Origin of the sequence: Lentilactobacillus parakefiri, assembly GCF_002157585.1 — a bacterium.
Classification (GTDB): Bacteria; Bacillota; Bacilli; order Lactobacillales; family Lactobacillaceae; genus Lentilactobacillus; species Lentilactobacillus parakefiri.
In genome coordinates this window covers 1-13,674 of record NZ_BDGB01000002.1, presented here as the reverse complement: position 1 = coordinate 13,674, position 13,674 = coordinate 1, and the positions used below count along the sequence as shown (strand labels likewise).

Here is a 13,674-nt window from a genome sequence, read left to right as displayed (position 1 = left end):
CTTTTATATTCATCATCAATATTTGGTGCTTACAATTAGTTTTGTCACAATATATTGTGTTTTAATCGTTGCATTTCACACTATTTAGTGTAAACTTGAATCATAAATTAAATTTTAACGAAACAGGGGAAGTGTTAAAGATGGCTAAAATTACGCTATATTCAAAAAACAACTGCATGCAATGCAAAATGACAAAACGTTACCTTTCAGAACACAATGTTCAATTCGAGGAACACAACATCAATGAGCAACCACAATATATTGATTACCTGAAGCAACGAGGTTTCATGGCAGTTCCCGTTGTCGATGTTGATGGTAAGCAAGCATTCAGTGGCTTTCGACCTGATCAGCTTCAATCGATTGCCGGCTAATTGTCTTCATCCATTCTAACATATTGATTTTAGATTAGCGTGCGAAACCACAAAGGTCTCGCCCCTTTTATTCGCAATTATAAGAAAGCGTGGTACTAAATATGTCACTTCACAACCTTAAGGATGTTACCTACTTCGACTTGAACAACGAGATTAACATCCCTGTCAACGGCCAGATTCCACTTCAAAAGGATAAGCAAGCTTTAGAAGCCTTTTTAAAAGAAAACGTCCAGCCAAACTTAATGAAATTTGACAGTTTACAGGATCGATTCGATTATCTGATCAAAAATAATTATTATGAAGCCGAGTTTGTTCACAAATATCAGCCATCATTCATTGAAAAGTTATATCAATATTTAAATGACCAGGATTTCCATTTTAAGTCATTTATGGCAGCCTACAAGTTCTATGCCCAATATGCACTCAAAACAGACGACAACGATCTGTACTTGGAGAGTTTCTTGGACCGCGTCGCAGCCAACGCCCTCTTCTTTGCTGACGGTGACGAACAGTTGGCAATGGATTTAGCCGACGAAATTGTTCATCAGCGCTACCAACCCGCCACACCAAGCTTTTTGAACGCTGGCCGGGAAAACCGTGGCGAATTTGTTTCTTGTTTCCTGATTCAAACCACCGATGACATGAATACCATTGGCCGAACAATTAACTCTGCCCTTCAGCTGTCAAGAATTGGCGGTGGCGTTGGGATTAACCTTTCCAATCTCCGTGAAGCCGATGCCCCGATCAAGCATATTGAGGGTGCTGCCTCTGGTGTCGTTCCCGTTATGAAACTTCTTGAGGACAGCTTTTCTTACTCTAACCAATTGGGCCAACGTCAAGGCGCCGGCGTCGTTTACCTTTCGGTCTTCCACCCCGATATCATTGAATTTTTGGGTGCCAAGAAGGAAAACGCCGATGAAAAAATTCGTCTAAAGACCTTGTCACTGGGAGTCACAGTTCCAGACAAGTTCTACCAATTGATTAAAGCCGACGCCGATATGTACTTGTTCAGCCCATACGATGTTGAACGCGAGTACGGTGTGCCATTTTCTTACGTGGACATCACCAAAGAATACGACAACCTGGTTGCCAACGACAAGATCTCGAAGAAAAAGATCAAGGCTCGGGATCTCGAAACTGAAATCAGCAAGCTGCAGCAAGAATCCGGGTACCCATACGTCATCAATATTGACACGGCCAACCGTTCAAATCCAATTGCCGGCAGAATCGTGATGAGCAACCTATGCTCGGAAATCCTCCAGGTTCAAACGCCGTCAACCGTTGACAACCAACAGCACTATATCAAAATGGGCAAAGACATTTCATGTAACTTGGGATCAACCAACATTAACAATATGATGGCCGGCGATGATTTTGGCCATTCAGTTGAAAGCATGGTTCGCGCATTAACGTTCGTCACTGACCATTCCAACATCGATGTTGTTCCTTCAATTCAAAAGGGAAATAAAGAATCCCATTCGATTGGGCTTGGCGGCATGGGCCTGCACAGCTTCTTGGCCAAACACCATATGTACTACGGGTCACCTGAATCCATTGAATTTACCAGTGTTTACTTCATGCTGTTGAACTATTGGAGCTTAGTTGCATCTAACAAGATCGCTAAGGAACGCAACGAAACTTTTGTCAACTTCGAAAACAGCAAATACGCCGATGGCAGCTATTTTGACAAATACTTGGACGGTTCATTTGCACCAAAATCTGCTGAAGTGAAAGCCTTATTCAAAGACGACTGGATTCCGACTAAGGAAGACTGGGAAAGCCTCAAGGAATCGGTCATGAAAGATGGTTTATACCATCAAAACCGTTTGGCGGTTGCACCAAATGGCTCAATTTCTTACATTAATGACACGACGGCCAGCCTTCATCCGATCATCAACCGAATTGAAGAGCGTCAGGAATCAAAGATTGGTAAGATTTATTATCCAGCACCATATCTTTCAAATGACACCATGCCTTACTACACCTCAGCATATGACATGGACATGCGCAAAGTGATTGACATCTATGCAGCCGCACAGCAGCATATTGATCAGGGAATGGCACTGACCCTCTTTATGCGTTCAACCATCCCTGAAGGCTTGTATGAGTGGAAGAATGGTCGGACAGACAAGATGACTACTCGTGATCTCAATATCTTGAGAAACTACGCATACAAAAAAGGTGTCAAATCAATTTACTACATTCGAACTTTCACCGATGATCAACAAGAAGTTGGTTCCAACGAATGTGAAAGCTGCGTTATTTAAAGGAGAAATTCATGACTGAGAATTATCAAGCAATTAACTGGAACGCTATTGACGACCAAATTGACAAGGCCACTTGGGAAAAATTGACCGAGCAATTTTGGTTGGATACCCGAATCCCTTTGTCAAACGACTTATCCGACTGGCGGACTTTGGACCAAGATCACCAGTGGGTCGTTGGCCACGTCTTTGGCGGCTTAACTTTACTGGATACCTTACAGTCCCAAGAAGGAATGGCATCTTTACGTAAAGACGTTCAAACCCAACATGAAACGGCTGTTTTGAATAATATCCAATTTATGGAATCCGTCCATGCAAAGAGCTATTCATCAATCTTTTCAACGCTGAACACCCCTGATCAAATTGACGAAATCTTTGACTGGAGTGATAGCGAGGAATTCCTACAGAATAAAGCGCTCAAAATTCGAGACATCTACGCCAATGAACCTGATCCACTGAAGAAAAAGGTTGCTAGTGTTTTCTTGGAGACTTTCCTGTTCTATTCTGGCTTCTACACCCCACTCTGGTACCTGGGCCATAACAAGATTCCTAATGTGGCTGAAATCATCAAATTGATTCTTCGTGACGAATCGGTCCATGGAACCTATATCGGGTATAAATTCCAAATTGGCTATAACCAATTGCCAAAGGAAAAGCAGGAAGACATGAAGAACTGGATCTATGATTTCTTGTACAAGTTGTATGGGAATGAAGAAAAGTACACTCATATCCTGTACGATCAAACCGGCTGGACAGAAGACGTGCTAACTTTCATCCGTTACAATGCGAATAAAGCATTGATGAATCTGGGTCAGGGCCCACTCTTCCCAGACACTGCGGAAGACGTTAATCCAGTGGTCATGAATGGGATTTCAACATCAACCGCTAACCACGACTTTTTCTCACAGGTTGGTAACGGCTACCTATTAGGGAACGTGGAGTCGATGAAGGATTCAGATTACGATATTTAACTTTCGCTTGTAGCTAAGCAACATCAAAGCAACGCAAATAGAGCTGATGCATCCATTCGGAATGCATCAGCTCTATTTTGGTTTTAGATGATAATAACTAATCCACTAAATCCTTAGGTGTCTCACCAGTAACCATCGTTTCAAGATTCCCCAGTGAGATATCAATCATATTTTTCACCGCTTCACTGGTATGGAAAGCCGAATGTGGGGTGATTAAGACGTTTGGCATCATCGACATTTTCAAAACGTCAGGATCACTGACTTTCTTGGTCGACCTTGAGTCCTGAAGATCTGCAGATTCATTTTCAATTGTATCAATCCCGGCACCGGCAATTTCACCGCTTTGCAGCGCAAAAGTCAGATCATCGGTATCGACAATGGATCCACGGGCAGTATTAATCAGAATAGCTGTGTCTTTCATTTGCTCAAACACTTCATGGTTAAACTGGTGGTAATTGTCGTCAGTTGCCGGCATATGAATTGAGATAATATCACTCTCTTGGTAGATTTGTTCCAAACTCTTGGTGTATACAAATGAGTTGTCCACGTTTTTCTGCGGGTACTTGTCATAGGCAATTACCTTTGCCCCCAGTCCTTGGAACAATTTGATTGCCGCTTGGCCAATTCGACCAGTACCAACAACGCCAACGGTTTGTTCGCTGATCAGCCGACCCATGAAGTCAGGTGAAAAATGAAATTCATGTTTTTGATCCAACTGTTGGCGCATATAGCCCACTTTTCTGGATAGGTACAGTGACATCATAACGGCAAATTCAGCAATACTTTCAGGACTGTAGGCCGGTACATTGGTAATTTTCACACCATTGGCTTTGGCTGCTGGTAAATCAATGTTATCCACACCAACGTTTCTGAGTGACAGATACTTCATTCCTAAGCGACTGAATGATTCAAATAATTCAGCTGAATATTGAATCGTTTGAAGGCAGGAAATACCATCAAAGCCGGCTGCTTCTTCAACCGTCTCTTGATTTAAGGTTGTGGTGGTATATTTTACCTCAATTCCGTGATCCTTCCCCCCCTTCTCAATAAATGGTATTTCATCATCGCGAACGTTATATACAATAAATTTCATAGTTGCCTCCTAATGATTTTCAGCTTAAATATGGTTCCGCTTCCATTTTATCAAAAAATAATCACTGAAACAAAATATCAGGATGGGTTAGCGAACAGATGGAAAATCCACCACAACCTTTCCTCCACGGCTATCTCGAGAAAATTTGGGTAAAAAAATAGGGCCGGAAATACATCTAAGTATCTCTCCCACCCTATTCCGGATTATTTAAGTTGATCAATGAAGCGGTCAAAGGCTGCTTGGCCTTCGTCGTTCCACTTGTAGACGCCGGCATCTTCCAGAACTCTGCCAAAGGCTTTGCCAACTTCTTCGTCGACAACGGCTTCAACATTGTCCTTAGTAAAGTGATCGCGTTTCATCAATTCATCTGCCCAAGGTTGATGATAGTCAGCAATTTGATTATCCTCACCCAAGACATATTTTTCGACTTCTTTCATTTCAGTCTTCAAACGAGCAGGTAAAATGGCCCGTCCCATGACTTCAATCAAACCGATATTTTCCTTCTTAATGTGTTGCACATCTTGATGCGGATGGAAAATGCCGTCTGGGTAGGCCTTAGACGTTTGGTTGTCCCGCAAAACAATGTCCATTTCAAACTGGCCATTATTCATTCGGGCAATCGGGGTCACCGTATGATGGCGAGTGCCGTCAGTGTAGGCGCGAATGTCAACCGACTCATCAGAGTAATCCTTCCAAGTTTCAGCAATTTTATTAGCAGCATTAACAACTTTGTCCGCGTCCTTGCTTAACAGGCGGATGGTTGCCATTGGCCATTTGACGATTCCTGCCGACAAACCATCAATCCCCAAATCAACTGGGCGATCAATCTTGGCCTTCATCATTGGAAATGTATGCCGGCCGCCCTGATAATGATCTTGAGCCAATAAGGAACCACCGACAATTGGTAAATCAGCGTTGCTACCCACAAAATAATGTGGGAACTGCTTAATAATGTCGGTTAAGTTGACGAAAGTCCGCTGGTCAATTGACATTGGCACATGCTTTTGGTTAAGGAAAATCGCATGCTCACCGAAGTATGCATAGGGTGAATACTGGAATCCCCATGGCTCGCCGTTGATCATCATTCGAATAACGCGGTGATTACTTCTTGCAGGATAACCCAGTCTGCCCAAATAGCCTTCATTTTCGATAGCTAGTGGTCCCACTGGATAACTTGTCGACTTTGCCCGACCAGCCGCAGCAATCGCCTTAGGATCCTTCTCCGGCTTGGACAAATTGATCGTAATTTCCAGATTACCGTAATCCGTCTTAGTTTCGTATGAAATATTTTTGGTGATGGCACGCGTCTTGATGTAATCATTATCCTGACTCATGTGATAGAAATAATCAGTTGCCTGATCTGGAGATTGTTGATATTTATTCCAAAAAATATGATTCAAAGTCGATGGGATTGGTGTTAATAGATCCATTAACTGGTCTTCGAGAATTTCTCGGTTGGTAATCGAGTCCTCGACTTTGCTGTGTTCGATTGCCAGATCCACAAGATCGTTGGCTAAGTCAACGGCTGAGGAATCTGCCGTCAGTTCTCCGAAGCCGTCACCGATCAGTCTGAAAATCAGGTTGGTCACATAAATCCGGTCAACATCTGAATAGGGTGAATCAGATTTGATAATTAAATCGACAAACTTTTCAACTGCTGATTGGCTCATAATTACTGATTTCCTTTCCGATCGTCATAACCCTTTGGATGGGTTTCTTTCCAGTTCCAGGCGGTCTTAATGATTTCGTGAACATCATCAAACTGTGGCTTCCAGCCAAGAATCTTGCGAGCTTTATCACTTGCTGCAATCAAAGTACTTGGATCGCCTGCACGACGTGGACCCATTTTGGCAGGAATTGGCTTGCCAGTCACATCACGAGCGGCGTCCAGCATTTGTTTGTTGGAGAATCCGGTTGATGAGCCCAAGTTAAAGGCATCGCTATCATGACCTACTTGCAGATATTTCAACGCCAAGATATGAGCGTCGGCCAAATCGAGCACGTGGACGTAGTCTCTGACGTTGGTGCCATCAGGCGTATCGTAATCATCACCGAAGATCGTCAACTCATCACGTTCACCCGCGGCAACTTGTAAAATGATTGGAACCAAGTGGGTTTCAGGATGGTGATCTTCGCCAATTGAACCGTCCGGCTTGGCGCCAGCAACGTTGAAGTAGCGAAGAGCGACAAACTTGATGCCGTATGCCACGTCACTCCAATGCATGATCTTTTCCATTGCCAACTTACTTTCACCATATGGGTTGGTTGGTACTTGGGGATCAGTTTCCTTAATGGGAATCTGCTTTGGTTCACCATAAGTAGCGGCAGTCGATGAGAAGACAATCTTTTTAACATTGTGAGCGTTCATAACCTCAAGTAAGCTAATCATGCCGCCGGTATTGTTATCAAAGTACTTCAATGGCTTTTCCATGGATTCAGGAACCACGGAGAATGCGGCAAAGTGGATCACACCTTCAATGTCTTCTTTATCGAAGACCCGGTTCATGAAATCTTTATCGCGCACATCGCCTTCATAAAAACGGGCTTTCGAGTTAATAGCCGCCTTATGTCCGGTCACCAAATTATCAACCACCGCAACGTCATAACCATTTTCAATCAATCGATCAACAGTGTGAGAACCAATATAACCTGCTCCACCTAGTACTAAAATTGCCATTTAAATATCCTCCTTCTAATCAATTCGTTACTTAATCTCTTTAGGACCATCTGAAATTTCTGCAATGTAGAATTCTGCAGGATGGCCAATCTCTTTCTCATAAACTTCGCCAACGTTCTTGGTGAAGGCATCAACCTGATCACGGTCAACAATCGCAATGGCACAGCCGCCAAATCCGGCACCGGTCATTCGGGCTCCGACAACTCCTGGCTGCTTCCAGGCAGTTTCAGCTAACGTATCCAGTTCCTTACCGGTTACTTCATAATCATAATGCAGTGAAACGTGAGATGCATTGACTAATTTACCAAAGGTCTTCAAGTCATTATTGACCAAAGCATCCTTTGCCTGAAGGGTTCGTTGATTTTCGAATACCGCGTGACGGGCACGACGAATCAAGACATCGTCGTTGATCAGGTAACTATTTTCGTCGAATTCACTTTCACTCAAATCACCAAGAGATTTAATTGACAATCCCACCTGGAGACGCTTCAAAGCCTCTTCACATTCAGCACGGCGCTCGTTATATTTGGAATCTTGGAGCTCACGGTGTTTCTTGGTATTCATGATCACAATGACCCGGTCTCCCAATTTGGCGGGCACGTAATCGTACTGCAGGGTATTGGTGTCCAGAAGAATTGCTTGATCCTTCTTCCCCATCCCAATAGCAAATTGGTCCATGATACCGGAATTAACACCGATATATTTATTTTCAACCAGTTGACCATATTTAACCAGGTCAAGTTCGTCGATCCCCAGTGAAAAGACATCATTAACAATTTCTGCAGTTAACAATTCAATAGATGCTGATGAAGATAGTCCGGCACCATCTGGAAGATTACCATAAACAGCGAGATCAAAACCATGGCCAATCTTATAACCGTGTTCGAGAATCTGAACGAGCATGCCCTTTGGATAGTTTGTCCAGCCGTCTTCTTTACGGTATGCTAAATTATCCAACGATAACTCAACAATTCCAACATCGGGAACGTTACCTGAGAACATGCGGATCTTGTTATCTTGGCGTTCGCCATAAGCAGCGTAAATGCCCATGCTAATGGCACAAGGAAATACGTGGCCACCGTTATAATCAGTGTGTTCACCGATCAGGTTAATTCGACCAGGTGAGAAGAATACTTTGCTTGAATCATAACCAAACTTGTCGTTAAACAACTTTTGTACGTCATCAGAAATCATAAATTTCATCCCTCTGCATATATTTTTAGTAAACTTTACTAACCAAAATTTAACTCATTTTGGCAGCGTTGTCAACCTTAACTTTCACAATTTTCTCACTTATAAGGTACAATTCAGAATCCTTGTCCTGCTTGAATCATTCCGATATTATCGAAGGATTCGTGAATGTTCAATCGTTTTGGTGAAAACGCTTCAATCGTTTTCGAACAAAGCCTTTTACATCAAGGTAAATTTCAGTAAACATTTTTCAAATGAAAAATCGTTAGTACTCCATTCGACACAAAAAGCTGGAACGTCATTTTTGAATAACGTTCCAGCTTCCATTGATTACCACTACTTTTTGGATTAAACTGATGCCGATTGGTTAATGACAGCGTTAAAGCTTATTTAGGTTGATTGGCATCCATAATGTACCAAAGTGCTTTCGAGAGTCCCGCTGGCTTTTTATTTCTCGGTTGATTAACAACCAGGATAATCTGCAAAACGGCATACACCAGTCCACTCCGCCGATAATAGGCAATATATTTTGACTCCCACTTATCGACATACTTATCTTTATAGGATCGAAGCCCCTCAAAGCTATAGAGTTTATAGCCATACTGATAAATCAGGTGAACAATCCGTTCCTGTGTGAAACTAAACCGTGAAGTCCCGACGTTTGAAAATGGTGACATCCCTAAATCAAAGTATTTGTAGCCTTTATCGTGAGACATCTCGTACAGATTAATCAAAATACCGTCCATGATACCTGATGGTGCATCATCAGCCGACCGCATCAAATCAATTGAGGTCACCATTTTGTTACCGTCAGGCATCAAGTTGGCAAATGCCACTATTTTGCCTGCGCTGTCTTTCATGACCGCAATTGGTGCCTGCTGGAGATAGTAGTCGTCAAAAAAGCCGAGGGAGAAGCCTTTTTCAGATTTGTTGGCCAACCATTCATCAGAAATTTGTCTTAAGGTCCCCATCAGCTCATCAGAAAATGGTGGCTGCAGAATTTCAAACTGGTAGCCTTCTCGCTCAAACTTATGCATCAAGGCACGTTCTCCTCGATGTCTTTTGCCGCTAAGGGTGAATTGATCCAAATCGACTAAGCCGTCTTCGCCAGTCTTGATGAAATCAAAGCCAGTTTCGTGAAGGCTCATCGTCAATTCTTCGTCAATCTCATAAAAGACGAGTTTGAGATCGGATTTGTCAGCTTGTTTGACAAAATTATCAATTGCCTCGGAAAATTGGGCGCGGTTACCAACAGGTTCGCCCATAATTAGTAACTTGTCGGCCACTTTTTTGAACATGAAGAAAACTTGATCTTGCCCATCTTTCGTGTAGAAATAAATTTGCTTGTCGCGTAAGAAAGCCAAGTGGCTGTCCTCGTTGCCACCAAACTTATCAATGACTGCATTAACTCGATCGGCATCAAACTGCTCTGTCAGCCATTTTGGGTGACCGGCAGTGAGATAGGCATTCATTGCCACAAGAACCGCTAAGGCGATCAATAAGCCGATAAATCCAACGATCCAGGCTCCTGCAGAAGGAAAGAGATAGGCTTTATCAAAATGCAAAGGAGAATTTTTGTTAGCCGCAATCCCAATCAGTGTGTAAATAACAAAGGTGATGATAAAAATCGAACTGTTGAACAGGAGGACTCCCCACGAGTTAGCCATTCGATCCCGATAAAGAACCGTCTTCGAAAGCCAGAGCGTAACCAAAATAATAACGAAAAGTAAAACCATCCGCCAAGTAAACGCTTCGTTGAACCAAGTATTAAATATTGAAATAATCAGCACGAATACCGTCGGTGCAAAAGCTCTTTTGGTTCGCGTCCAAATGCCGCTCGCCAGACCAATCAACAGAAACGCCACAATGATATTCATAATGTGGCTGACGAAAAAAATCGAATATGGTAGTAGTTTAACGTATAGTTTGTTGACAACCACCACGTTCGGAACTGTCGCAAAGAGTAACATCATAATGCCGGAAAAATACATAAACCCACTCAAGAAGATTTGGGCAATTCGCTGCACAAACAGTCGTGGCAGATCATCAAGAAATGTATTGAGTTTTGAACCGGTATCATGGATGAATAACCCTGTTCCAACAATGAAAGGCAACAGGTAGTAAAACAGTCGGTATAGCAGGATCCAGACCAGTCCATCACTACGGGAAACGCCAATGAAGCCGAGGCCGATAATGACAAAGATATCAAAAGACCCCAAGCCGCCGGGAATCATTGAAACGACCCCAGCAACGTTAGCGACGACAAAAATGGGAACGACCAATCGCAGGTCAACGGGTAGATCCATGAGATAGCCGATTAAAACGAAGAATCCAAGGGCACTCCCCCACTCAAGAAACGAGCCGGCGGTCATCACCAGTTCCTGCTTAATGGAAAGATCACTAAAAAACTGAGAATTGGTCACTTTGGTAAAAATCATAATGGTCGGGAAATAAACGGCACCGCCTAATAGCCAAAGCCAGTAGTGGGCAAATTCCGTTCCAATTCCAAAGCCAAAGATCATGATGAGTGAAACAAAACATAGTAAAGATAATCCTGATATGAGGAATAAGGCAACCTTTGAAATCGCATAGAGAATTTGTTTTCGAGTTGCCCCTTTACCATAGAAGTGAGCACGCAAACTGGCACCTAACAAACCGCCAAAACCCAACAGATTGGTAAAGGTGTTCACCACCCAGCCGCTCTTCACGATGTAGCCCGGCGAAAACTTAGTTGGTAGGAATTGAACGATTGAATAGTCGTACACCAGCATCGGTAAAATGGAAATAAAGCCAGCCACCAGCATTATCAGTAAAGCCCCCCGACTTTGGCTTGCGAGGACCGTTTTGAACTGATCACCGTTAACTTCGCGGATAATCTTAGCCAATTGTCGAATGACAAAAATCAGAACTGAAAAAACAAAGATCAGTTTGATCAGGGTCATTCGCTTGTTGATGAATTCTTTGATACGTTTCATCATTGTTCCACCATCATTTCATTTTGAATATGTACTCGCTGTCTATTATGCCAATTAATTGAACTTCACACAACAAAGGTGCACAAAAAAAGCTGCGTACCGACAATGTCGATACACAGCTTTGGAACAATACACCAAGCAATGAATTACTTAAGGGTAGTAACGACAAATAGCGACACTAATAGTGTTACAGGACATACTTGCCACATAACTGCCACATAACCTTTATTTTTGTTAAAAAGCCCACCCCAAATTGACGAGATGGGCTTAATTTTTTTAAAAGTTTATTTTAAATTACCCTGTTTTTTTAAAAGCTCCACGATATTCATAGTAGGTAAAATTAAGGCACGATTTTCGTTTGATAGATTGGTAAGGGACGACACACAACTACGCAAATATGGAAATAGGATTGCAACAGCATTTCTAGAAAAGAACACTTCTTTTCCAATATTAGTTGCATCCTCATCAGAATTATACGCAAACATGCCTTCTAATGAAACTTCAAGTTTAAATGGAAAATTGTTTTCATCAATTTTGACTGACAATTTAATGATTACTTTATCTTTACTTGAATCATTGATATGAACAGAAAATTGAGGTGAAATTGTGTTTTTTCCATTGTCAATATTTTTAAAGCTTTTATTTCTCTCATAATACATTTTGATGATTCTATAGTTTTTGAAGTCAATCACTGCCATTATGCCGCTATGCTCCCATCTTTATTGGCCACAAACTTTAAACTTCCATTTGTGACATTAACTTTCATGTCTTCTTGCGAGACATCAAACTGAAAAGATATTGTTTTGACATCGTCTTTAACAAGATTCCAAGAATCATCGAACATATTTACGGTTGGATCCAAAAAATAAAAACCATCCATAGTAAACGGGGGTTCCCAGTTAAGTGAATCATCGTTATATAGATGTCTTAAATCCTTAATATCCGAATCGCTTAATTTTACCTTAGAATTTTTAATTTTGTTTAAGTCAAAATTAAAAGACATTTGTAATTTCCTCCTCCGCTAGATTGATAACTTTTCGCCTCTGTAACAAAGCGGATTCCCTTACAGCATATATAAGCTTCATATGTGCAGTAGCTGAAATCTTCTTATAATTCTCGTTGGAAGCCACTAAGCCATCTTTATCAATGTTTTTATAATAACCAGCGACTTTCACGACAGAAAAAATAGGTTGTTTCTCGTCAGCGCTTGCTATCTTATTTTCTCGACAAATGACATCATGAATAAAATTAATGACGTTTCCATTATTTTTAATATTGATTGTGACTCCATACTTTTTTGCATATAAAATAGCAGTTGACTTCAGCTTTTTACTCGTGTCTTCATCTGTCAAGTCTAAAACATCACTTCGTGAGCAAACCAAAGATGCTTTTGCTACACCCACCGTTAATTTAGGATGTTAGCGATGCTTATCTCTAATCCAATACTTCACATTGGATAAATTGTCCCAGAAGTACATTCCCTTACCACACCATTTTCCATCCTCACACGATGGCATGAAATCTCCTGATGCAAACTTCGCATTGCGCTGAACAGAATCAACATGAAATAATGGGATAATCACATCTGGAAGAGACGTTATATCGTTCGTTCTCATCAACCCAACCCTCTATAAACCCATTTTACTAATTTTTAACCGTCAAATCAATCATCATTGTTTTTACATAGAATAACTGTATACAACTTCACGGTCAAAAGCATTATATCATAAATGGTCTAAGTTAAATCTACTAATGGTATAACAAAATTCTAAAATGATAGATTCATCTCCACACCCTTTATTTGAAACTTGAATTGTCAAATTAAGTGCAACACTACATTAAAGAATATTTCATAAGGCGTTTTCCATCCGAGACATTTACGGGGACGATTATTCATTTGTTCTGCATATGCTTGTATCCGGCGGTCAGTAATTGAATCAAGGTCAGTTCCTTTTGGCAAATATTCGCGAAGCAAGCCGTTAGTATTTTCGTTAGTTCCTCGTTGCCAAGGAGAGTGAGGATCGGGAAAGTAGAAGGGCGTACCAAACTTATCAGTTAAACATTGAACTTTGGCAAACTCTTTACCCCTATCCGGGGTAATCGTTAACGATCTACCAGGCCATAGCTTCATT

12 protein-coding genes are annotated in these 13,674 nt (G+C 41.6%); 3 read left to right on the top strand and 9 right to left on the bottom strand.

Features of this window, described 5'->3' with window-relative positions:
• Positions 1 to 140 precede the first annotated feature (140 nt).
• The 3 genes from nrdH to nrdF all read left to right on the top strand — a co-directional run bounded on the left by nrdH (position 141) and on the right by nrdF (position 3,606).
• Entirely contained in the window at positions 141 to 371 is a 231-nt protein-coding gene (gene nrdH / locus LPKJCM_RS00145; RefSeq protein WP_013728176.1) for a glutaredoxin-like protein NrdH, read from the top strand.
• A gap of 101 nt (positions 372 to 472) precedes the next feature.
• Positions 473 to 2,638, top strand: coding sequence for a class 1b ribonucleoside-diphosphate reductase subunit alpha (gene nrdE, locus LPKJCM_RS00140; RefSeq protein WP_057962671.1), 2,166 nt, complete (start codon positions 473 to 475; stop codon positions 2,636 to 2,638).
• Positions 2,639 to 2,649: 11 nt separating this feature from the next.
• Entirely contained in the window at positions 2,650 to 3,606 is a 957-nt protein-coding gene (gene nrdF / locus LPKJCM_RS00135; protein ID WP_057962672.1) for a class 1b ribonucleoside-diphosphate reductase subunit beta, read from the top strand.
• 97 nt (positions 3,607 to 3,703) lie between these two features.
• On the opposite strand, the gene LPKJCM_RS00130 is transcribed toward nrdF, so the two are convergent.
• The 9 genes from LPKJCM_RS00130 to LPKJCM_RS00085 all read right to left on the bottom strand — a co-directional run.
• Positions 3,704 to 4,699 carry a D-2-hydroxyacid dehydrogenase gene (locus LPKJCM_RS00130; RefSeq protein ID WP_057962673.1) on the bottom strand — a complete coding sequence of 332 codons (996 nt, stop codon included), beginning with the start codon at positions 4,697 to 4,699 and terminating at the stop codon, positions 3,704 to 3,706.
• A gap of 203 nt (positions 4,700 to 4,902) precedes the next feature.
• Positions 4,903 to 6,369 (bottom strand): UDP-glucose--hexose-1-phosphate uridylyltransferase, encoded by a 1,467-nt coding sequence (locus tag LPKJCM_RS00125; protein WP_057962674.1) that lies wholly within the window; start codon positions 6,367 to 6,369, stop codon positions 4,903 to 4,905.
• 2 nt (positions 6,370 to 6,371) lie between these two features.
• Positions 6,372 to 7,376 carry a UDP-glucose 4-epimerase GalE gene (galE, locus tag LPKJCM_RS00120; protein ID WP_057962675.1) on the bottom strand — a complete coding sequence of 335 codons (1,005 nt, stop codon included), beginning with the start codon at positions 7,374 to 7,376 and terminating at the stop codon, positions 6,372 to 6,374.
• 27 nt (positions 7,377 to 7,403) lie between these two features.
• Positions 7,404 to 8,570: a galactokinase gene (locus LPKJCM_RS00115; RefSeq protein ID WP_174658989.1), complete on the bottom strand. Its 1,167-nt coding sequence runs from the start codon at positions 8,568 to 8,570 to the stop codon at positions 7,404 to 7,406.
• 383 nt (positions 8,571 to 8,953) lie between these two features.
• Positions 8,954 to 11,542 (bottom strand): bifunctional lysylphosphatidylglycerol flippase/synthetase MprF, encoded by a 2,589-nt coding sequence (mprF, locus tag LPKJCM_RS00110; protein ID WP_057962677.1) that lies wholly within the window; start codon positions 11,540 to 11,542, stop codon positions 8,954 to 8,956.
• A gap of 284 nt (positions 11,543 to 11,826) precedes the next feature.
• Positions 11,827 to 12,240 (bottom strand): protein-export chaperone SecB, encoded by a 414-nt coding sequence (locus tag LPKJCM_RS00105; protein WP_057962678.1) that lies wholly within the window; start codon positions 12,238 to 12,240, stop codon positions 11,827 to 11,829.
• Positions 12,240 to 12,545: a hypothetical protein gene (locus LPKJCM_RS00100; protein ID WP_057962679.1), complete on the bottom strand. Its 306-nt coding sequence runs from the start codon at positions 12,543 to 12,545 to the stop codon at positions 12,240 to 12,242. The genes LPKJCM_RS00105 and LPKJCM_RS00100 overlap by 1 nt, the downstream gene beginning before the upstream one ends.
• Complete coding sequence (locus LPKJCM_RS00095; RefSeq protein WP_057962680.1) at positions 12,535 to 12,894, bottom strand: hypothetical protein; 360 nt, start codon at positions 12,892 to 12,894, stop codon at positions 12,535 to 12,537. The genes LPKJCM_RS00100 and LPKJCM_RS00095 overlap by 11 nt, the downstream gene beginning before the upstream one ends.
• A gap of 464 nt (positions 12,895 to 13,358) precedes the next feature.
• Positions 13,359 to 13,674: IS30 family transposase (locus LPKJCM_RS00085; RefSeq protein WP_014940898.1), on the bottom strand; the 316-nt coding region annotated here is incomplete at its 5' end.

Bases quoted from the DNA above. Each gene is read 5' to 3' on its own strand.
- nrdH (WP_013728176.1), top strand. From the start codon at position 141: ATGGCTAAAATTACGCTATATTCAAAAAACAACTGCATGCAATGCAAA.
- LPKJCM_RS00130 (WP_057962673.1), bottom strand. From the start codon at position 4,699: ATGAAATTTATTGTATATAACGTTCGCGATGATGAAATACCATTTATT.
- nrdF (WP_057962672.1), top strand. From the start codon at position 2,650: ATGACTGAGAATTATCAAGCAATTAACTGGAACGCTATTGACGACCAA.
- LPKJCM_RS00100 (WP_057962679.1), bottom strand. From the start codon at position 12,545: ATGTCTTTTAATTTTGACTTAAACAAAATTAAAAATTCTAAGGTAAAA.
- LPKJCM_RS00125 (WP_057962674.1), bottom strand. From the start codon at position 6,369: ATGAGCCAATCAGCAGTTGAAAAGTTTGTCGATTTAATTATCAAATCT.
- LPKJCM_RS00105 (WP_057962678.1), bottom strand. From the start codon at position 12,240: ATGGCAGTGATTGACTTCAAAAACTATAGAATCATCAAAATGTATTAT.
- mprF (WP_057962677.1), bottom strand. From the start codon at position 11,542: ATGAAACGTATCAAAGAATTCATCAACAAGCGAATGACCCTGATCAAA.
- nrdE (WP_057962671.1), top strand. From the start codon at position 473: ATGTCACTTCACAACCTTAAGGATGTTACCTACTTCGACTTGAACAAC.
- galE (WP_057962675.1), bottom strand. From the start codon at position 7,376: ATGGCAATTTTAGTACTAGGTGGAGCAGGTTATATTGGTTCTCACACT.
- LPKJCM_RS00115 (WP_174658989.1), bottom strand. From the start codon at position 8,570: ATGATTTCTGATGACGTACAAAAGTTGTTTAACGACAAGTTTGGTTAT.